Here is an 18,206-nt window from a genome sequence, read left to right as displayed (position 1 = left end):
TTCCTGATGCTCAAGCAACGCCCGTTCCTGATCGAGACCCTGACCGCGATCGGTTTGATCGCAGCCCCTTTCGTGCTGCCTCATCTCGGCTTCGCCCCGAACACCGTGAACCGGATTCTGGTCTGGGGCCTGTTCGGTCTCGGCTTCGACATCCTGTTCGGATTCACCGGCCTGCTGTCGTTCGGCCAGTCCGCCTTCTACGGCACCGGCGGCTTTGTCGCGGCCTACCTCCTGACCCGCGCGGGCTTCGGCAACGTGCTGGGCGCGCTGATCATCGGCATGATCGCGGCGGCGGCGACCGGCTACCTGATCGGCCTGATCGCGCTGCGCCGCACCGGCATCTATTTCGCCATGATCACGGTGGCGATCGCGGAGGTGTTCTTCTTCGTCGAGTTCAATCCGCTCTCGGATTTCACCGGCGGCGAGAACGGCCTGCCGGGCGTGCCGACACCGAGCTTCAATCTCGGTTTCACCACCATCCACTTCACCAATGGCTGGTCGCTCTATCAGTTCATCGCGCTGTGCTACTTCATCGGCGTCATCATCGCGCTCAGGATCGTCCGCTCGCCGGTCGGCGCCATCTTCAGCGCGATCCGGGACAATCCGCTGCGCGCCACCGCCGTCGGCCACAACATCCACGGCTACAAGTTGACCGCCTTCGTGATCGCTGCGGCCTATGCGGGCTTCGCCGGCGGCCTGCTCGGCGTATTGCAGGCCTTCATGCCGCCTGACGCCTTCACTTTCGACACCTCGGGCCAGCTCGTGATGCAGACCGCCATTGGCGGCCGCGGCACGCTGTTCGGACCGCTGGTCGGCGCAACAGTTTGGCTCTTCCTTCAGGATTTCCTCCAGTCCGCGCTGGGCCTCGGGGCGGCCTGGAAGCTCGTGCTGGGCGTCGTGTTCGTGGTGCTGGTCTGCTTCCTGCGCGGCGGCATTGTGGGCGGCCTCGTCGATCTCTACGGCCTCGTGTCCGGCAAGCGAGCGCGGAAGGCTGCGGAGACGGAGGTGGAGGCCGAGATCGAGACGCCACAGCAAGCTCCGCCTGCACCGATGCAGGCCAGGGAGGTCGCGCATCCCGCCTATTCCGGGCCGATCCTGAAAGCCACCGGCCTGACCAAGCGCTATGGCGGTCTCGTCGCCAACAGCGACATCGATTTCAGCGTCAATCAGGGCGAGCTGCGCGGCATCATCGGGCCCAACGGCGCCGGCAAATCGACCTTCTTCAAGATGCTGACCTGCGAGATCGCGCCGACCTCCGGCCGGATCGTGTTCGAGGGCCGCGACATCACGGGATTGAAGGTCACCGAGGTTTGCCAGCTCGGACTCACCAAGAGCTACCAAGTCAACCAGCTCTTCACGGGCCTCACGGTGCGGCAGAACCTGACGATCGCAGCACTCGCCGAGCTGCGCGGCAAATTTCGGCTCGACCTGTTCCGCAAGCTCTCGGGCGTGAAGGGCCTGACGGAGCAGGTCGAGCACACGCTTGCCCTGGTCAATTTGACCCGCCGCGCCGATACGCCGGTATCCGAGCTCGCCTATGGCGAGAAGCGCCGGCTGGAGATCGGGCTTGCGCTCGCCACCTCGCCGCGCCTGCTGCTGCTCGACGAGCCGCTCGCGGGCATGAGCCCGCGCGAACGGGTCGAGACCGTCAAGCTGCTCAAATCGATCGCGCGCGGGCGCACCATGATCATCATCGACCACGACATGGATTCGCTGTTCGAGCTGGTCGAGCGCGTGACGGTGCTCCAGGAGGGCAAGGTGCTGCTGGACGGCACACCGGAGGAAATCAGGACCAACGCCGCGGTGCAGGAAGCCTATCTCGGCGGCGTTCACGGAGAGATCGCCGCATGAGCCTGATCGAGGTCAACGGCCTGAACAGCTACTACGGGGACTCCCACATCCTGTTCGACGTCGCCATGCGCGTCGAGCGGCACGAGGTGGTGGCGCTGCTCGGGAGGAACGGCGCCGGCAAGAGCACGACGCTCAAGAGCCTGATGGGCGTCGTGACGCCCCGCAGCGGCAGCGTGAAGTTCGACGGCATCGATATCGCCGGACGCAAGAGCCACAGAATCGCGCAGGCCGGCATGCAGCTCGTGCACGAGGAGCGCCGGATCTTCGGCAGCTTGTCGGTGGAGGAGAACATCGTCCTCGCCGGGATCACCGCACCGAAGCGCTGGCCGCTCGAGCGCGTCTACGAGATGTTTCCGCGGCTGAAGGAGCGGCGCAACAACCGCGGCACCGAGCTCTCCGGCGGCGAACAGCAGATGCTCGCGATCGCCCGGGCGCTGGTGCGCGATCCCAAGATCGTGCTGCTGGACGAGCCGTTCGAGGGGCTCGCGCCCGTCATCGTCCACGATCTGGTCAAGGCCTGCCGCGAGCTCGCGGCCGCCGGCCAGACCATCGTGCTGGTCGAGCAGAATCTGGCAGCGACGCTGGCGCTGGCGACGCGGATCTACATCATCAACAACGGCCACATCGTGCACGAGGGACCGGCGCAGGAGCTCAAGGTCCAGCCGGAGCTGCTGCAGCGATACCTTGGCGTCTAGGTCGAGTCCCCCTAAACTCCGGGATATCTGCTTTCGAGGGCGCAGCATGCGGCCTCGCCCCCGGAATGTCGCCTTGGGCCCAAAGCGGACACAGGGTCGCCTTTAGCCGAGGTGAGGTCTTGCCAAGCCGAACCGAACCTGAGGGAGGAGACGCTATGAGCGCGATCTGGCCGGAGATTCCCTTCGAGGCATGGCGCGAAACCTGTTCCGCGCTTCATCTGTATTGCCAGATTGTCGGCAAGTATCGGCTCGCGAGAACGCCGTGGGTCAACCATTCCTGGCACGCGACCTTCTACGTGAATGCACGCGGGCTCACGACTTCGCTGATTCCAGACGCATCAGGTATCGAGATCGTCTTCGATCTCTCCCGTCACGTCCTGATCGGAGAAGCAGCTGATGGGCGCAGGGCGGAAATGCCGCTCGGGCGAATGTCCGTCGCCGAATTTCACGCCCGGTTCTGTGATTTGGTAGAACATCTCGGCGGAACACCAGAATTTGACGGTCGGCCCAGTGAGGTCCCGGATCCGATCCCGTTCACGGAGGACCGCCAGATCAGGCCCTATGACGCAGACGCCGTGACGCGGTTCTTCCGCGCCCTCGTCGCGATCAGCGGAGTGTTCTATCGGTTTCGGACGGGATTCATCGGGAAAGTCAGTCCGGTCCATCTCTTCTGGGGCAGCTTCGATCTCGCGGTGACGCGCTTCTCTGGGCGTTCCGCTCCGCTTCACCCGGGTGGCGTCCCGGGTTTGCCGGACGTCGTGACACGCGAGGCCTATAGCGATGAGGTCTCGTCCGCCGGCTTTTGGCCGGGCGGAGGTGGCACAGACTTTGCGGCTTTCTACTCCTATGCCTACCCCACCCCGAATGGCTTTGCTGACGGACAGGTCATGCCGGCGGGCGCATACTTCGATCGGAAGCTCGGCGAATATCTCCTGCCCTACGACCTTGTGCGAAAATCCAGCGAGCCAGAGGCCACGCTCATGGCGTTTCTGCAAACCACCTATCAGGCAGCAGCTGATGTCGGACGCTGGGATCGTGCCGCGCTCGAATGTCCGATTGGCTCTCCCCTTCGACCCCGCCCGCTGAACAGGAACTGATGAAGGTTCGATGAAAGATCGCTGGCTCGCAGTTTCGGTGGAGCGAAGCTGCGCCAGTCGATTTCGAGTTTGTCTCGATGATGGGTTTCGCAACAGCTCTACCCGTCCTACGGTCTTGCTGCAGCGCTATCTCGATCAACTGCCAAGCGCCGCAATCATCCGCTTGGCGTGAGCCGCGAGCACGGCCATGTCTTCCTTGCGCGTCTGCGCCGGCAGCAGCTCGATTCCGGCCCTGACCGGCATGACGTGCATGTGCAGGTGGAAGACCACCTGCCCGCTCGCCGGTTCACTGAACTGCTGCAGGATGATACCCTCGGCGTCGAACGCCTTCATCGCTGCAATCGCGATCCGTTTGCCGGTTCGGGCGACCGCGGCGAGATCGTCATCCGCGATGTCGAGGATGCCACGCGCCGGCGCCCGGGGGATGACCAGCGTGTGTCCGGGCGAGCGCGGCATGATGTCGAGGAAGGCGAGGCTGCGGTCGTCGCTGAAAACCTCGAAGCAGGGAATCTCGCCGCGCAGGATCTTTGCGAAGACGTTCTGATCGTCGTAAGCCGCCATGGATCCCTCGCTGGCTGCGAGATGCGATCAGACGCGCTCCTTTCCGTTGACGCAAGCAATGCCGCCGATCTATCCACGATACCAGGCAGGATGGCTCCATTGGCGACAGGTTTCGATTCCGGACACAGCATCGAGAGTGCGCGGCGCGCGCTTGCGGCGCGGCTGCAATCGGCCGGCATCGAAGAGCCCGCCCTCGACGCGCGCCTGCTCGTCGGAGCCGCGCTGAGGCTTGATTTGACCGGCATCGTCACGCAGGCGGCGCGCCAGCTCACGCCCGAAGAGGCCGCGCGGCTCGAAGCCTATGCGCAGCGCCGGCTCGCGCATGAGCCGGTCGCCCGCATTCTCGGCGCGCGCGAATTCTGGGGCCTGCCGTTCCAACTGTCCGAAGCGACGCTGGTGCCGCGGCCGGACACCGAGACCGTGGTCGAACTGGCACTGGAAATCTTTCGGGAGGCCGCGATATCGGGGCAGCGCCCGCGAATCGCGGATATCGGCACTGGATCCGGCGCGATCCTGCTCGCGCTGCTGCACGAAATTCCCGATGCCTTCGGTGTCGGAACCGATCTCAGCCTCTCCGCGCTCGACACCGCGCGGAGCAATGCCGCAGCACTGGGCCTCGCCGATCGTTCCGGCTTCGTCGCCTGCTCCTATGCGGCGGCGCTGCGCGGCCCGTTCGATCTCATCGTGTCGAATCCGCCCTATATTCCCTCAGGGGAAATTCCGAAACTGAGCCTCGATGTGCGCGAGCACGATCCGCATCTGGCGCTCGACGGCGGCAATGACGGCTATGACGCCTACCGCGCCCTGATCCCGCAGGCGGCCGAGCGGCTCGCCCCCGGCGGGGCGTTGATCGTCGAGGCGGGGCAAGGGCAGGCCCGCGATATTGAAACCTTGATGACGGCCGCCGCGTTGTCTGTGGACAGGCCGCCCAAGGCCGATTTGGCGGGCATCCCGCGGGCGGTTTCGGCCCGAAAAATGCCCCCATAAAAGCCGGATTGGGTTGCAAAAAACCTCTTGGAATATCCCTTGGGAACGACTACGTTCCGGTCAACACATCGGTGCCGGCCCCGTAGACCTACGGGCAAAAGCCGGGCTCTCGGGCGAGAGCTTTACTGATTTAAAGGTTCCAAGCCGCAGGTCCTGTTGAGCGCGATGGCCATTGGAGCTGCGCTGCTCTCCGACCGCAAAGTGAACGAAAGCCTGATATTGCGCTTGAAGACTTACGCAACAAAGCTGGGCTTGTTTCGGCAGGCGATATGAATGGGTTCGCTGGCAATGGATGCTGGCGGGTGGGGAACGCGTCTTTGTTGAACGCGACGGTCGACGGACATCGGCAGGGTTCAAGCCGCTCTTGCGCGCGGTGCGCATGAGAGATGTGAACCGCTGTCATCAGGTCACTCCGAGCAATCAGTAATGCGTGCAACCTTTAGGGCTGGAATTAAAGGCAGGACATGAGAAACGGTCAGAACAAGCAGCGGATGCGCAACCGCAATAACAATAATAATAACAACAACAACAACCGGCGCGGCCAGAACCCGATGACCCGGGTTTACGAATCGAACGGACCCGACATCAAGATCCGCGGCACGGCTTCGCACATCGCCGAAAAATATCTTCAGCTCGCGCGCGATGCGCGCTCTTCCGGCGACCCGGTCGCCGCCGAGAACTACTACCAGCACGCCGAGCATTATTTCCGCCTGATCGCGGCAGCCCAGGAACAGTTCCGCCAGAACCAGCAGCCGCGCGGCGACGAGCCCGTCAGCAACAGCGGCGACGACAGCGAGGACGACGGCGAGAATTTCTCGAATTTCGGCCAGGAGCCGGGCTTCGTCCCGCAGCCGCCGCAGCAGCAACAGCCCTTCATGCGCGACCGCGACGGCCAGCGCGATCACCAGCGTGATCATCAGCCGCGTGACGGCCAGCAGCCCTATCAGCGCGACAACCAGCAGCCCCGCGAACATCGCGAACGCGACCATCGTGCGCAGCCGCAATATCAGCCGCAGCCGCTGCCGCTGAACCAGCCGCAGCCCGTCGTTGCCGACGCCGGCAGCGTCGATCGCCTGCCCTCCTTCATCACCGGCGCACAGCCGCAAGTGAATAGTGCCGCGAATGGCGGTCAGGGCGGCCTGGAAGGCGGCGGTGGCGGCGAACGCTTTCCGCGGCGGCGCCGCCGGCCGCACGGCCCGCGCCCCGAGCGCGAGGCGGCTCCGGCCGGCTCCAGCGACGAAGTCGCCTCCGGCGAGTAAGCTTCTTCTGATCTGCAATCGTCCCGGCCTCGCGCCGGGACGATTTGTTTTCAAGTGCGCGTCACCGTCGAGGACGGCACCAGCACCGGCTTCAACGAGGGAATCAGCCGCGCGCGCTCGCGCTTGGCGGGGATCGCGCGATAGACCTGCTTGGTCGCCTCGACAATGTGCACGCCGGCAAAGGGCAGCGACAGCGCCGCGCCCGCACGCTCCCACACCTGCGCCGATTTCAGCACCCAGCCGCCGGCATAGGGCGGCATGAACAGCGCCTCGCCCCAGGCGGTCGGCGTGAACCAGGTCTGGCGCAACAGGTCGGTGATCTGCGAGCGCGAATAGGGCCGGCCGTGACCGAACGGCGTGCTGTCGGTGCGGGTCCATACCCCGCGCCGGTTCGGGATCACCGCGATCACGCGGCCGGAGGGCGACAGCACCCGCCACACCTCGCGCAAGAGCGCGGCCGGATCGTCCGACATCTCCAGCGCATGAATTAGCAGGATCCGGTCGACCGCGGCGTCAGGAAGCGGCAGCGAGAATTCATCGACCAGCGAGGCCAGCGCCGGCCGGCCCGTCGGCCATTTCAAGACGCCCTGCGCCGACGGCATGAAGGCGATGCAGCGCTCCGCGTCCTCGCGGAACAGGCCGAGATAAGGGGTGGGATAGCCGATGCCGAGCACACGCTGGCCCGCGGCGGTCGGCCAGCGCTCCCTGATGCCGCGATTGATCATTTGCCGCGCCACAATCCCGAGGCGACGGGAGTAGAACTCGCGGAGGTCGACGACATCAATGGTCATGACGGCAATGTAACATGCACGAGGCGGCTCCCGCGCCCGGAATATTGCATTGCCTGCGCAACGTTAACGCCATATTTGTCTGCGGGGCTGAGCGCGATGGAGATGACATGGCCGCCGAAATTCGTACTTTCACCTGTTTAAACGACAATTTCGGTTATCTGATCCACGATGTGGAAACCAAGGCGACGGCGTCGATCGACGCGCCGGAGGCCGGCCCCATCCTGAAGGCGCTTGAGCGCGAGGGCTGGCAGCTCACCGACATCCTGATCACCCATCATCATGGCGATCATGTCGGCGGGGTCGCCGAACTCAAGCAGAAATACAATTGCCGCGTCGTCGCGCCGCATGACAAGACGACTGAGATCGCCAACGTCGACCTGCGCGTCGCCAATGCCGACATCGTCAAGGTCGGCAGCTTGCTGGGGCGCGTTCTGGAGACGCCCGGCCACACGCTCGACCACATCTCCTACGTGTTCGACAATGAGAAGACGCTGTTCGCGGCCGACACGTTGTTCTCGATCGGCTGCGGCCGCGTGTTCGAAGGCGACTACCCGATGATGTGGGACTCGCTTCTGAAGCTGCGGGCGCTGCCTGACGACTTCAAGCTCTATTGCGGGCACGAATACACCGCGTCCAACGTCAAGTTCGCGCTCACCATCGACCCCGACAATGTGGCGCTCCAGGCACGCGCGGCGGAAGTGGCGAAGCTGCGGGCCGAGAATAGGCCAACCATTCCATCACTGCTTGGTGACGAGAAGCGAGCAAACGTGTTCCTGCGTGCTGATGAACCATCGGTCGCAACCAGGCTACACATGAAGGGCGCGGACGCTGCCGCGGTGTTTGGCGAACTGCGCGAGCGCAAGAACAAATCCTGAAGAAGAAATCCTGACGGGGATCGATGCCGACCGCAGCCGAGATCATCGCACGCCTCGAACTCCGCCCGCATCCCGAAGGCGGCCACTACCGCGAGACGTTTCGCGACCAGACCACGGACCCTAACGGCCGGTCGCGCTCGACCCTCATTTATTTCCTGCTCGCGCGCGGCGAACGCTCGCATTGGCATCGCATCGACGCCGTGGAGACCTGGCACTACTACGCCGGCAGCCCGCTGACGCTGCGCATCGCGCATGAAGGCTGCTCGCAACACGAGGTGCGGCTCGGCACGGACCTTGTGAGCGGCGAACGGCCGCAGGGAATCGTGCCGGCGAATGCCTGGCAGACGGCGGAGAGCATGGGAGAGTGGACGCTGGTCGGTTGCACCGTGGCGCCCGCATTCGAGTTCGCAAAATTCGAGCTCGCGCCGAAGGACTGGGAGCCGTAAGGCGCACTGTCATTCCCTGGCGCCGCATGGCAGCGAGCCCGACAACAACTGTCACCGCTTCCGCAGCACCATATCCTTCGCCGCGATCAGGCCGCCGCCGGCGATCAGGATCGCGGCGATGGCGATGTTCGCGCTGGCTTTTGCAAAACCGGCGGCGATGAGGAATCCGGTCGAGAGCAGCGGCGTCGCATAGGATGCGGCGCCGAGCACGCGGATGTCGCCGCGCTTCATACCGATGTCCCAGGCGTAGAACGCGGCGCCGACGGGGCCGATGCCGAGAGCGGCCACGGAGAGCCATTGCAGCGTCGTCTCCGGCCACACCGTGGTTTCAAGCAGACCATGCATCAGCGCGGCAAGCGCGGCGGTGGCAAGGCAGAAGCCCGCGACCGCATCGGTCGGCACCGCCTTCAATCGCCGCGACAACACCGAATAGGCCGCCCAGACGAACGCCGCGATGAACGCCGCAATCAATCCCGGCAGCTGGCCCGGCGCGAAGCCGGAGGTGCTCCCGGCGAACAGCAGCACGGTGCCGACGAGGCCGAGCACGGCACCAATGATGTGATGCACCGCAAGCCGCTCGCCCGGCAGGAACGACGAGAACAGCACGATCAGGAGCGGCCACATGTAATTCAAAAGACCGGCTTCGGCCGGCGGCGCAAAGCGCAGCGCCAGGAAATACAGTGCGTGATAGCCGAACAGGCCACCGACGCCGACGACCCACACGACCAGCGGCTGACGCAAGCTCCTCGCCGCATCGCCACGGCCGACCCAGGTGAGGAGGCCGACGAGACCGCCGATCGCGAACGTCATGGCGGCGAGCTGGAACGCCGGAATCTTTCCGGTCGCCACCGTCATCACGGATAGCAGCGACCACATCAGGATCGCGGTCAATCCGATCAGTGTGGCTGTGCGCGGGGTCATCAATCGAAAGGCCCTGAGGACGATGATGCCCGGCACGAGGCCGGGCATTTCGTCTTCACTATCGCCTTGTCGCGCCTGAATCTACAGGCTTGACGCCATATCAGGCGTGATACTGGCCGCCATTGATGGTCAGCGTCGAGCCGGTGATGAAGCCGGCCTCGTCGGCGGCGAGGAACACCACCGCGCGGGCGATCTCCTCCGGTTCGCCAAGACGATTGACCGGGATCTGCGGAATGACATTCTTCTCCAGCACGTCCTTCGGCACCGCCTGCACCATCTCGGTGTTGATGTAGCCCGGTGCGATCGCGTTGACGGTAATGCCGCCCTTGGCGTTCTCGATCGCGAGCGCCTTGGTGAAGCCGATGTCGCCGGCCTTTGCTGCAGAATAGTTGACCTGGCCGAACTGCCCCTTCTGGCCGTTGATCGACGAGATCGAGATGACGCGGCCGAACTTGCGCGCGCGCATGCCCTCGATGACCTGGCGCGTCATGTTGAACAGCGAGCCGAGATTGGTGTTGATGACGGCGTTCCACTGCTCGAGCGTCATCTTGTGGAAGGCGGTGTCGCGGGTGATGCCGGCGTTGTTGACGAGCACGTCGACGGGGCCGAGCTCGGCCTCGACCTTCTTCACGCCTTCGGCGCAGGCATCGAAATTGCTGACGTCCCATTTGTAGACGGCGATGCCGGTCTCGGCCTTGAACTTCTCCGCCGCCGCATCATTGCCGGCATAGCTCGCCGCGACCTTGTAGCCGGCCGCTTTCAGCGCCTTGCTGATCGCAGCTCCGATGCCCCGCGTACCACCCGTCACCAGTGCAACACGTGCCATATCGTATTCCTTCCCTTGGACTCTGCGGACGTTTCTGAGTGATCGTTTTAGATGCGGATTATGCGGTTGGTTTGACGGACATCAAGAACAAAACGCCCGGCGTCGAGCCGGGCGTTTGTATTTAGTCGAGGCTGGCGCTGTTGCGAAGAATATTTGATTTGCAACCGCCGCCTTTTTAGTCGCGTGCGATGCACTCATCTATGTGTGCAGCGCACGCGCAAGTGACACGTAAGTTAGATGTCAGCTTCAGTCGCGCGCCAGGCACATCGCGATACCCATGCCGCCGCCGATGCACAGCGTGGCGAGGCCCTTCTTCGAATCGCGCTTCTGCATCTCGTGCAGCAGCGTCACCAGCACGCGTGCGCCGGAAGCGCCGACCGGATGGCCGATCGCGATCGCACCGCCGTTGACGTTGACCTTCGAGGTGTCCCAGCCGAGATCCTTGTTGACGGCGCAGGCCTGCGCCGCGAAGGCCTCGTTGGCCTCGATCAGGTCGAGATCGCCGACGCTCCAGCCAGCCTTCTTCAGCGCGGCGCGCGAGGCCGGGATCGGGCCCGAGCCCATGATCTTCGGATCGACGCCGGCCTGCGCCCAGGACACGATGCGCGCGATCGGCTTCTTGCCTTCCTTGGCGGCCTGCTTCGCCGTCATCAGCACAACAGCAGCGGCGCCGTCGTTGATGCCGGAGGCCGAACCCGCGGTGACCGTGCCTTCCTTCTCGAAGGCGGGCTTGAGCTTCGCCATCCCGTCGAGCGTTGCGCCATGACGCGGATATTCGTCGGCGCTGACGACGATGTCGCCCTTGCGGGTCTTGATGGTGACGGGAACGATCTCGTCGTTGAACTTGCCGGCCTTCTGCGCCGCCTCGGCCTTCTGCTGCGAGTGGACCGCGAATTCGTCCTGCTGGGCGCGGGTAATCTGCCACTGGCGCGCGACGTTCTCGGCCGTATTCCCCATGTGATAGCCGTTGAAGGCATCCCACAGGCCGTCCTTGATCATGGTGTCGACGAACTCGACCGGGCCCATCTTGACGCCGCCGCGCAGATACTGGGCGTGCGGAGCCATGCTCATGGATTCCTGGCCGCCGGCGACCACGATCTCGGAATCGCCGTTGAGCAGCGCCTGGTAGCCGAGCGCGACGGTGCGCAGGCCCGAGCCGCAAAGCTGGTTGACGCCCCAAGCCGGGCTCTCCACCGGAATGCCGGCGGCAATCGAGGCCTGGCGGGCCGGGTTCTGACCCTGAGCCGCGGTCAGGATCTGACCCATGATGACTTCGGAGACCCGGCCAGGCTCGATGCCACCACGCTCCAGCGCGGCCTTGATGGCGATGGCGCCGAGGTCATGGGCGGGAAGGGTCGCGAACGCTCCGTTGAAGCTTCCGACCGGGGTGCGGGCGGCGCTGACGATGACGACATCGTCTGACATGGGCATCTCCTGGTGTTGAAAGGGGGCAGGCGGGGCTGGGGAAACGGCTCGCCAGTCTCGAATGGCATCCTGTTAACGTCGTTGAGGCATGTCAATCGGCCGGCGACCGAATTCATGCCGCAACGCATTCAAAATAGCGTTCTTGGCGCTTTCGCAAGCACGTTTTTGCTGCCCGATTAACCGTGGCGCACAAAACGGTAGCGTGACCCCTTTGAAAATGCTTATTTTGTTGCGTTGCGTACTCTTCCCGCCCTGCGGCATTATCCGCCGGGTTCCCGTTCTCCGCGCTTGCAAGTGAGAGCCCATGGCGAAATCAGACCAACCCACCACCATCAAGAAATACGCGAACCGCCGGCTCTATAACACCGGAACGAGCACCTACGTGACGCTCGAAGACCTCGCCGCCATGGTCAAGGACGGAGAGGATTTCCTGGTCTACGACGCCAAGACCGGCGACGACATCACCCGCTCCGTGCTCGCCCAGATCATCTTCGAGCAGGAGAACAAGGCCGGCCAGAACCTGCTGCCGACCACCTTCCTGCGCCAGCTCATCCGCTTCTACGGCGACAGCATGCAGATGGTGGTGCCGAAATATCTGGAGCAGTCGATCGCGACGCTGACCCAGGAGCAGGAGAAGTTCCGCAAGCAGATCGCCAACTCGCTCTCCGGCACTCCTTTTGCTCCGTTGGAAGAACAGGTCCGCCGCAACATGGAGCTGTTCCAGCAGACCTTCTCGATGTTCAAGCCGTTTGCCCCCAACGCGGGCCGTCCGGCGACCAGCCCCGAACCGGAGGCCGACGCAAGCGCTGCGGCGCCGACGGACAGCAGCAACATCGACGACCTGCGTCAGCAGATGAAGGACATGCAGGAACGCCTCGAGCGGATGTCGAAGAAGGACGAGTAGGGATTTCGTTCGTGCCGGCGCGTCCACCTGCGGCGGGCGCGCGGGCCGCCGGTTCGTAACGGCGCGACGTGCGCGCTGTCGTCCCGGCCAGGCCGGAGCCGCCATGTCCGACCGCAGCACCCACTGGGACAACGTCTACGCCACCAAGGGCGAGGCCGAGGTAAGCTGGTTTCAGGACAGCCCAGCGATCTCCCTCGAGATGATCCGTTCGGCCCGTCCTGACCATGGCGCCGCCATCATCGACATCGGCGGCGGTGCTTCGCGGCTGGTGGACGCTCTCCTGCGGGACGGATACCGCGACCTCGCCGTGCTCGATCTCTCCGCCAACGCGCTTGAAGCGGCGAAGAAACGAATCGGCCGGGCGGCCTCAGCAGTCGACTGGATCGTTGCCGACGCCACGACATGGCGGCCGGGGCGCAGCTACAACGTCTGGCACGATCGCGCGGCATTTCACTTCCTGACCGATCCGCGCGACAGGGCCGCTTACGTCGAGCGCCTGCGGTCGGCGATTACGCCCGGCGGCCACGCCATCATCGCGACATTTGCGCTTGATGGCCCGGAGAAATGCAGCGGCCTTCCGGTGCAGCGGCACGATAGCGCGAGCCTTGCTGCGGAGCTTGGGCCGGAGTTCGAGCTGATCGAGACGCGGAGCGAGACGCACCACACGCCGTGGAAGTCGACCCAGGCGTTTCAGTTCAGCCGGTTTAAGCGACGCGGCTAGGACGAAGGAAAGTGCGGCGCCCTACGCCGCCAGCTTCACCGCATGCGCAAAGTCCCAATAGAGCTTGCGCGCTTTGGTGTAGAGCGGGCCCGGCTTCAGTTCGCGATCGTCGATGCGGATGACGGGGGCGACCTTGGCGAAATTGCCGGTCGAGAAGATCTCGTCGGCAGCGAGGAAGTCGGCATAGCGCAGCGTCTTCTCGACCACGGTAACGCCGTCGCCGCGCAGCAGGCTGATGACGCGCTGGCGCGTGATGCCGTTCAGGAACGTGCCGTTCGGGACCGGCGTGTAGACCACGCCGTCCTTGGCCATGAACACGTTGGAATTGCCGAACTCCGCGACATTGCCGAGCATGTCGAGCATCAGCGCGTTCTGGAAGCCGCGTCCGGCGGCTTCCGCGAGCGCGCGCGAATTGTTCGGATAGAGACAGGCGGCCTTGGCCTCGACCGGCGCGCATTCGGCGGTGGGCCTGCGGAACGGCGATAGCGTGATGGCGTTGCCGACGGGTTTCGGCATCGGCGCCTCGTAGATGCACAGGCACCAATTGGTCGTCTCGGGGTCGAACAGCACGCCGCCGCCCGAACCGTTCTGCGCCCAGTACATCGGACGGACGTACAGCTCGGCATTCGCGGTGAAGCGCGCGATGCCTTCGTGTGCGAGCAACAGCCAGGTGCCGGTGTCGACCACCGGCTTCAGACCAAAATTGATCGCGGATTGATTGGCGCGGGCGACGTGACGGTCGAGGTCGGGCGCGACGCCCTCGAACGCGCGCGCACCGTCGAACACGACCGAGCCGAGCCAGGCCGCATGCGTGCGCGGGCCCATGATCGGCACGTTGCCGTCGTGCCATTTGCCCTCGAAGAAGGTCCAGCTCGGCGAATATTCGATCGGTTTCTTGATCTCGGCCATGACCGGCCTCCCTTGGACATACCCGGGCACTATTGTCCCAATGTCTAAATGATTCCCTGCTGGGATATGGTGCGTTACCCTCTCCGACGAGGGAGAAGGATCCATGCCGCTCGATCCGCTTGCAAGGCGTTTGTTGACCATGATGGCTGCGGCCGCCCCGCAGGGGCGGAGCCGGCCGAGCGTCGAGGCACGGCGGCAGTCGCTGGCCAAGCTGATGCAGTTTGCACGCACTGATGCGCCGGATGTGACCACCGCCGACGGCACGCTTCCGGGTCCCGGTGGAGAGCTGCCCTATCGCCTTTATTCGCCCGCATCAGCCGGCGACCGCGCGCCGGGCTTCGTGTTCTTTCATGGCGGCGGGCTCGTGGCCGGCAGCATTGCGACGCATGACCGCATCGCGGCGGCGCTGGCGCATGTAACCGGCTGTCGCCTCGTCTCGGTCGATTACCGGCTCGCGCCTGAGCACAAATTTCCTGCCGCCGTCATTGATGCGATCGCGGCCACGGAGTGGGTCGCGCGGCAAGCTTCGTCGCTGGGCATCGACGCCGAACGGCTGGTGGTCGGCGGTGATTCCGCCGGCGCCACGCTCGCTGCGATCGTGTGCCAGGAAGCGATGCAGACCGCCGGCCTCTCGATCGTCGCGCAATGCCTGATCTGCCCGGTGCTGGATTTCGAGGAGACCTCGCCTTCACGCGAGGCATTCGCCGAAGGCCATCTGATCGATCGCGCCACCATCGAAGCCGATCTCGCCGATTACCTGCCTGATGGCATCGACACCGCCGACCCCCGCATCTCGCCCTTGCGCGCGACGCGGCTTGCAGGCCTGCCGACCGCGATCATCCACACCGCCGAATTCGATCCGATGCGCGACGAGGGCAATGCCTATGCGCGCAAGCTGCTCGCCGCGGGTGTCGCGGTCGAGCATGTCTGCCATGACGGCATGGTCCACAATTTCCACGCCATGGGCGCGATCCTGCCGCAGGCGCGGCTCGTGCTGTCGCAGATCGGCGAACAGGTTCGGCGGGCGGTGGAGAAATGAGGCACTTTCTTACCCTCTCCCCCTGTGGGAGAGGGTGGATCGCCGCGTAGCGGCGCTTCGCGCCACCTTCTCCCGCAAGGGGAGAAGAGAAGAAAGCATCACGCGCGCGCGCCGAGCACGGCCCGCGCCGCCACGACATATTCCAGCCAATGCGCATCCGCATAGCGCTCGGCCTGCCGTGCGCAGCTGACGTCAGGGGCATGGGCGGCGGCAATCGTGCGCGCGAATCGCTCTTCGGCGACCGTCACGTCGCCAGGCTCGGCCGACGGTACGCTAGCCGCCGCCGCGGTCGGAGCGACAGCGAGGCCCGCCAGACCAGTGAGCAGGATGCGGCGTGACGTGTTCATGGCTGTGTCCTTCCAATGTCCGGCCCGCACTCCGGCCGGCGCGTGTGTCAGTGCGATCACGGCAGGGTAGCCGCGCACATCCGTGCCGTCCATCGCTTACGGATACCGCTTGACCACCCGAGCGATCACGTTCCATCCAACAACGGTTCCGTCATCAAATCGCCACGCGTCGGATTGTCACGTGTCCCATCACAACCCATCGCATCGCCAGGCTTCACGCGCTGTCGCGATGGGACTGCTTTGTCTGACGATCTCGGCAGGCACTGCCTTCGCTGCCGACGATGAGGAAGACGCGCCGGCAAAGCCCGCTGTCCCCAACATCTACCTCGATCTTCGCACGATCCATGCGACCATCCCCGCCGGCACGCTCGGGCTCGGCTTCGGCAACACAACATTGTCGGCCGCATTCGAAGCGCTGGCGGTACGCAGAGGCACGACGCTGCCGAGCGGCTTGCCGGCGGCATCCGCAAGCGCGTAATGAGCGCGCAGGTCTTTGCCGACAAGGTTCAGTTCGGCCTCACCGTGAGCATCGGCATGGCGGAAGCCACCGTCAGCATGTCCGGCATCGACACGCTGATGGGAGCGGCCGATCATGCGCTCTACCAGACCAAGGCCGAAGGCCGCAATCGTTGCATCGCATGGGCGCCCCCGCCGCCTGCAAGCAAGGCGGCGGAGTGATCGAAGGACGCGGCGTCTACTCCGGCACCGGCACGTCGAACGTGTTGAGGGTGACCGAGACCATGCAGTAGACGCCGACGAGATAGGACAGCTCGGCCGCGCCGTGCTCGCCGAACTCCTTCACCGCGGCGCGCCAGGTCAATTCCGGCAGCACGCCGCCGCCGACCAATGCGGCCGCCACGTCGTAGGCGACGGCTTCCTGCTTGGTGAGATCCACCGGCCGCTGCCCCGCGACGATGGTCGCGAGCTTCTCGTCGGAGAGGCCGCGCTGCTCGGCAACGAGCACATGAGCATAGAGCTCGTAGCCGGAGCGGAAATGCGAACCGGTGACGAGGATCGCGACCTCGCGCACCGGCGCAGGCAGCAGCGGGTTCGACGCGATTGCCTTGACCAGCTCCCACACCGGCTTGCCGAAACGTGGCTCGCAGACCCAGGGATTCCACGGCCCCAGCAGCGCGCCGTCGTCGCGCATGTTCACGAAGCCCTTGAAGTGGTCCTTGATGCCGGCTCGCATGTCGTCATAGAGCGGCTTCTGTTCGTCGCTCAGGTCTTTCGGATCGAGAATGGGAAGGCGCACGGCGGGGATCTCCTCGTTGAGAAGAGGCGAAGCTCACCCGCGTGTGCGTGCAAGGCAAGTGAAGTTGCCGTGACGATCGTGCCATTTTGGAAGTGGCAAGGAAACGTCGGCTAGGATGCCTCGGGGCTTGGTACGATCTGCGGATTTGCGACGTCGTCGACATCGAGCGTCAGCGGCTCGCCCGTCGTGAGGAACGACGACAGGGCCGCCTCGAACGGCGCAGGATCGAGGCGGCGCCCCTTCAGCCATTCGGGCTCGTAATAGGTCTGCCGGTAGCGCTCGCCGGAATCGCAGATCAGCGTCACCAGCGACCCTGATACGTTCGCCTGTCGCATCTCCGAGGCGAGGCGGCACAGTGCCAGGAAGTTGGTGCCGGTGGAGCCGCCGACCGCGCGGCGCAGTCGGCGCGACAGCACGTTCATCGCCGCGATCGTTGCCGCATCCGGGATCTTCATCATGCGGTCGACCACGCCGGGGACGAAGGAGGGTTCGCAGCGCGGCCGGCCGACGCCCTCGATCAACGATGGGCGTTCGCAAACGTGAGAGCGGTCCTGCGTGCGGAAGCAATCGAAGAAGGCGGAATGCTCGACATCGGCGACGCACAGCCGTGTCGGATACTGGCGAAAGCGCAAGTACCGTCCGATGGTGGCCGAGGTGCCGCCGGTGCCCGCACCCATGACAATCCAGTCGGGAATCGGACGCGGCTCACCCTGCAATTGCGTGAAGATCGATTCTGCGATGTTGTTGTTGCCGCGCCAATCGGTGGCGCGCTCGGCAAAGGTGAACTGGTCCATGTAGTGGCCGTTCAGCCGGGTAGCGAGCGCGGCGGCTTCCGCGTAGAGCGCGCGGCCGTCGTCGATCAGATGGCAGTTGCCGCTATAATGCTCGATCGCGGCGATCTTCTCCGCCGAGGTCGTGCGCGGCATCACGGCGTAGAAGGGCACGCCGATCATCTGCGCGAAATAGGCTTCCGACACCGCCGTCGATCCCGACGAGGCCTCGACCACGGGCGTGCCTTCGCGGATGTGGCCGTTGCAGAGCGCGTAGAGGAACAGCGAGCGCGCAAGGCGGTGCTTGAGGCTGCCGGTCGGATGCGTGGACTCATCCTTGAGATAGATGTCGATGCCTGATAGCGCCGGCACGATCAGCCGGATCAGATGCGTGTCGGCCGTGCGGCACTCGTCGGCCTCGATCGCGGCGACGGCCTCGTCCACCCAACCGCGCCGATAGGCCGGCCCGGCCGGATTGAGTTGGCGGAAGGGAAATGTCTGCATCGCCTGAATCTCCCATGATGCGG

Annotated in this window: 21 protein-coding genes; 12 read left to right on the top strand and 9 right to left on the bottom strand. The window is 64.8% G+C overall.

What is annotated here, in order from left to right; translation table 11 throughout:
* Positions 1-6: 6 nt before the first annotated feature.
* From AB7G19_RS03310 to AB7G19_RS03300, 3 genes are all read left to right on the top strand, one after another.
* A complete protein-coding gene (locus tag AB7G19_RS03310; protein ID WP_063980566.1) occupies positions 7-1,851 on the top strand; it encodes a branched-chain amino acid ABC transporter ATP-binding protein/permease in 1,845 nt (614 codons plus the stop codon).
* A complete protein-coding gene (locus AB7G19_RS03305) occupies positions 1,848-2,546 on the top strand; it encodes an ABC transporter ATP-binding protein (protein WP_063980565.1) in 699 nt (232 codons plus the stop codon). The genes AB7G19_RS03310 and AB7G19_RS03305 overlap by 4 nt, the downstream gene beginning before the upstream one ends.
* A 155-nt stretch (positions 2,547-2,701) precedes the next feature.
* Positions 2,702-3,643: a DUF5996 family protein gene (locus AB7G19_RS03300; RefSeq protein WP_063980564.1), complete on the top strand. Its 942-nt coding sequence runs from the start codon at positions 2,702-2,704 to the stop codon at positions 3,641-3,643.
* Positions 3,644-3,778: 135 nt separating this feature from the next.
* Here AB7G19_RS03300 and AB7G19_RS03295 read toward each other — a convergent pair whose 3' ends face one another.
* Positions 3,779-4,204, bottom strand: a complete 426-nt coding sequence (locus AB7G19_RS03295) for an HIT family protein (protein WP_063980563.1) — start codon at positions 4,202-4,204, stop codon at positions 3,779-3,781.
* A gap of 90 nt (positions 4,205-4,294) precedes the next feature.
* Here AB7G19_RS03295 and prmC point away from each other — a divergent pair, with 90 nt between their 5' ends.
* Both prmC and AB7G19_RS03285 read left to right on the top strand, forming a co-directional pair.
* On the top strand, positions 4,295-5,191 hold the full coding sequence (gene prmC / locus AB7G19_RS03290; protein ID WP_187387883.1) for a peptide chain release factor N(5)-glutamine methyltransferase: 897 nt from the start codon (positions 4,295-4,297) through the stop codon (positions 5,189-5,191).
* Positions 5,192-5,655: 464 nt separating this feature from the next.
* Positions 5,656-6,450, top strand: coding sequence for a DUF4167 domain-containing protein (locus AB7G19_RS03285; protein ID WP_063980561.1), 795 nt, complete (start codon positions 5,656-5,658; stop codon positions 6,448-6,450).
* Between the two features lie 50 nt (positions 6,451-6,500).
* On the opposite strand, the gene AB7G19_RS03280 is transcribed toward AB7G19_RS03285, so the two are convergent.
* Positions 6,501-7,241 (bottom strand): class I SAM-dependent methyltransferase, encoded by a 741-nt coding sequence (locus AB7G19_RS03280; RefSeq protein WP_014490441.1) that lies wholly within the window; start codon positions 7,239-7,241, stop codon positions 6,501-6,503.
* Positions 7,242-7,348: 107 nt separating this feature from the next.
* On the opposite strand from AB7G19_RS03280, the gene gloB reads away from it, so the two are divergent.
* Positions 7,349-8,116, top strand: a complete 768-nt coding sequence (gene gloB / locus AB7G19_RS03275; protein ID WP_063980560.1) for a hydroxyacylglutathione hydrolase — start codon at positions 7,349-7,351, stop codon at positions 8,114-8,116.
* A gap of 23 nt (positions 8,117-8,139) precedes the next feature.
* Positions 8,140-8,562, top strand: coding sequence for a cupin domain-containing protein (locus AB7G19_RS03270; protein ID WP_063980559.1), 423 nt, complete (start codon positions 8,140-8,142; stop codon positions 8,560-8,562).
* Between the two features lie 51 nt (positions 8,563-8,613).
* On the opposite strand, the gene yddG is transcribed toward AB7G19_RS03270, so the two are convergent.
* From yddG to AB7G19_RS03255, 3 genes are all read right to left on the bottom strand, one after another.
* The gene (gene yddG, locus AB7G19_RS03265; RefSeq protein WP_063986018.1) at positions 8,614-9,483 is read right to left on the bottom strand and encodes an aromatic amino acid exporter YddG; all 870 of its coding nucleotides are present in this window, start codon (positions 9,481-9,483) and stop codon (positions 8,614-8,616) included.
* A gap of 100 nt (positions 9,484-9,583) precedes the next feature.
* The gene (phbB, locus tag AB7G19_RS03260; RefSeq protein WP_028149509.1) at positions 9,584-10,309 is read right to left on the bottom strand and encodes an acetoacetyl-CoA reductase; all 726 of its coding nucleotides are present in this window, start codon (positions 10,307-10,309) and stop codon (positions 9,584-9,586) included.
* A 246-nt stretch (positions 10,310-10,555) separates the two neighbouring features.
* The gene (locus AB7G19_RS03255) at positions 10,556-11,734 is read right to left on the bottom strand and encodes an acetyl-CoA C-acetyltransferase (RefSeq protein WP_063986017.1); all 1,179 of its coding nucleotides are present in this window, start codon (positions 11,732-11,734) and stop codon (positions 10,556-10,558) included.
* A 304-nt stretch (positions 11,735-12,038) separates the two neighbouring features.
* On the opposite strand from AB7G19_RS03255, the gene phaR reads away from it, so the two are divergent.
* Positions 12,039-12,638, top strand: a complete 600-nt coding sequence (gene phaR, locus AB7G19_RS03250; RefSeq protein ID WP_063980558.1) for a polyhydroxyalkanoate synthesis repressor PhaR — start codon at positions 12,039-12,041, stop codon at positions 12,636-12,638.
* A gap of 103 nt (positions 12,639-12,741) precedes the next feature.
* On the top strand, positions 12,742-13,359 hold the full coding sequence (locus AB7G19_RS03245; RefSeq protein ID WP_063980557.1) for a class I SAM-dependent methyltransferase: 618 nt from the start codon (positions 12,742-12,744) through the stop codon (positions 13,357-13,359).
* A 21-nt stretch (positions 13,360-13,380) separates the two neighbouring features.
* On the opposite strand, the gene AB7G19_RS03240 is transcribed toward AB7G19_RS03245, so the two are convergent.
* Positions 13,381-14,268: a branched-chain amino acid aminotransferase gene (locus tag AB7G19_RS03240; RefSeq protein WP_063980556.1), complete on the bottom strand. Its 888-nt coding sequence runs from the start codon at positions 14,266-14,268 to the stop codon at positions 13,381-13,383.
* Between the two features lie 103 nt (positions 14,269-14,371).
* Between AB7G19_RS03240 and AB7G19_RS03235 the strand changes: the two genes are divergently transcribed.
* Positions 14,372-15,307: an alpha/beta hydrolase gene (locus AB7G19_RS03235; protein ID WP_283017954.1), complete on the top strand. Its 936-nt coding sequence runs from the start codon at positions 14,372-14,374 to the stop codon at positions 15,305-15,307.
* A 98-nt stretch (positions 15,308-15,405) separates the two neighbouring features.
* Here the strand turns inward: AB7G19_RS03235 and AB7G19_RS03230 are convergent, their stop codons facing one another.
* Positions 15,406-15,654: a hypothetical protein gene (locus AB7G19_RS03230; RefSeq protein WP_063986016.1), complete on the bottom strand. Its 249-nt coding sequence runs from the start codon at positions 15,652-15,654 to the stop codon at positions 15,406-15,408.
* Between the two features lie 181 nt (positions 15,655-15,835).
* Here AB7G19_RS03230 and AB7G19_RS03225 point away from each other — a divergent pair, with 181 nt between their 5' ends.
* Both AB7G19_RS03225 and AB7G19_RS03220 read left to right on the top strand, forming a co-directional pair.
* The gene (locus AB7G19_RS03225) at positions 15,836-16,132 is read left to right on the top strand and encodes a hypothetical protein (protein WP_187387882.1); all 297 of its coding nucleotides are present in this window, start codon (positions 15,836-15,838) and stop codon (positions 16,130-16,132) included.
* The gene (locus AB7G19_RS03220) at positions 16,132-16,332 is read left to right on the top strand and encodes a diguanylate cyclase domain-containing protein (RefSeq protein ID WP_063980553.1); all 201 of its coding nucleotides are present in this window, start codon (positions 16,132-16,134) and stop codon (positions 16,330-16,332) included. Before AB7G19_RS03225 ends, AB7G19_RS03220 begins: the two co-directional genes overlap by 1 nt.
* 16 nt (positions 16,333-16,348) lie before the next feature.
* On the opposite strand, the gene AB7G19_RS03215 is transcribed toward AB7G19_RS03220, so the two are convergent.
* Complete coding sequence (locus tag AB7G19_RS03215) at positions 16,349-16,909, bottom strand: carboxymuconolactone decarboxylase family protein (protein WP_063980552.1); 561 nt, start codon at positions 16,907-16,909, stop codon at positions 16,349-16,351.
* Between the two features lie 110 nt (positions 16,910-17,019).
* Positions 17,020-18,183 carry a PLP-dependent cysteine synthase family protein gene (locus AB7G19_RS03210; RefSeq protein ID WP_231143787.1) on the bottom strand — a complete coding sequence of 388 codons (1,164 nt, stop codon included), beginning with the start codon at positions 18,181-18,183 and terminating at the stop codon, positions 17,020-17,022.
* Between the last annotated feature and the right edge of the window lie 23 nt (positions 18,184-18,206).

Origin of the sequence: Bradyrhizobium sp. 215_C5_N1_1 (genome assembly GCF_052075935.1) — a bacterium.
Classification (GTDB): Bacteria; Pseudomonadota; Alphaproteobacteria; order Rhizobiales; family Xanthobacteraceae; genus Bradyrhizobium; species Bradyrhizobium barranii.
The sequence above is the reverse complement of the archived record's forward strand: the minus strand, read 5'-3'. Positions and strand labels throughout refer to the sequence as shown.

Bases quoted from the DNA above. Each gene is read 5' to 3' on its own strand.
- gloB (WP_063980560.1), top strand. From the start codon at position 7,349: ATGGCCGCCGAAATTCGTACTTTCACCTGTTTAAACGACAATTTCGGT.
- AB7G19_RS03305 (WP_063980565.1), top strand. From the start codon at position 1,848: ATGAGCCTGATCGAGGTCAACGGCCTGAACAGCTACTACGGGGACTCC.
- AB7G19_RS03240 (WP_063980556.1), bottom strand. From the start codon at position 14,268: ATGGCCGAGATCAAGAAACCGATCGAATATTCGCCGAGCTGGACCTTC.
- AB7G19_RS03310 (WP_063980566.1), top strand. From the start codon at position 7: ATGCTCAAGCAACGCCCGTTCCTGATCGAGACCCTGACCGCGATCGGT.
- phaR (WP_063980558.1), top strand. From the start codon at position 12,039: ATGGCGAAATCAGACCAACCCACCACCATCAAGAAATACGCGAACCGC.
- phbB (WP_028149509.1), bottom strand. From the start codon at position 10,309: ATGGCACGTGTTGCACTGGTGACGGGTGGTACGCGGGGCATCGGAGCT.
- yddG (WP_063986018.1), bottom strand. From the start codon at position 9,483: ATGACCCCGCGCACAGCCACACTGATCGGATTGACCGCGATCCTGATG.
- AB7G19_RS03270 (WP_063980559.1), top strand. From the start codon at position 8,140: ATGCCGACCGCAGCCGAGATCATCGCACGCCTCGAACTCCGCCCGCAT.
- AB7G19_RS03285 (WP_063980561.1), top strand. From the start codon at position 5,656: ATGAGAAACGGTCAGAACAAGCAGCGGATGCGCAACCGCAATAACAAT.
- prmC (WP_187387883.1), top strand. From the start codon at position 4,295: ATGGCTCCATTGGCGACAGGTTTCGATTCCGGACACAGCATCGAGAGT.
- AB7G19_RS03280 (WP_014490441.1), bottom strand. From the start codon at position 7,241: ATGACCATTGATGTCGTCGACCTCCGCGAGTTCTACTCCCGTCGCCTC.
- AB7G19_RS03295 (WP_063980563.1), bottom strand. From the start codon at position 4,204: ATGGCGGCTTACGACGATCAGAACGTCTTCGCAAAGATCCTGCGCGGC.
- AB7G19_RS03220 (WP_063980553.1), top strand. From the start codon at position 16,132: ATGAGCGCGCAGGTCTTTGCCGACAAGGTTCAGTTCGGCCTCACCGTG.
- AB7G19_RS03300 (WP_063980564.1), top strand. From the start codon at position 2,702: ATGAGCGCGATCTGGCCGGAGATTCCCTTCGAGGCATGGCGCGAAACC.
- AB7G19_RS03230 (WP_063986016.1), bottom strand. From the start codon at position 15,654: ATGAACACGTCACGCCGCATCCTGCTCACTGGTCTGGCGGGCCTCGCT.
- AB7G19_RS03210 (WP_231143787.1), bottom strand. From the start codon at position 18,183: ATGCAGACATTTCCCTTCCGCCAACTCAATCCGGCCGGGCCGGCCTAT.
- AB7G19_RS03235 (WP_283017954.1), top strand. From the start codon at position 14,372: ATGCCGCTCGATCCGCTTGCAAGGCGTTTGTTGACCATGATGGCTGCG.
- AB7G19_RS03245 (WP_063980557.1), top strand. From the start codon at position 12,742: ATGTCCGACCGCAGCACCCACTGGGACAACGTCTACGCCACCAAGGGC.
- AB7G19_RS03255 (WP_063986017.1), bottom strand. From the start codon at position 11,734: ATGTCAGACGATGTCGTCATCGTCAGCGCCGCCCGCACCCCGGTCGGA.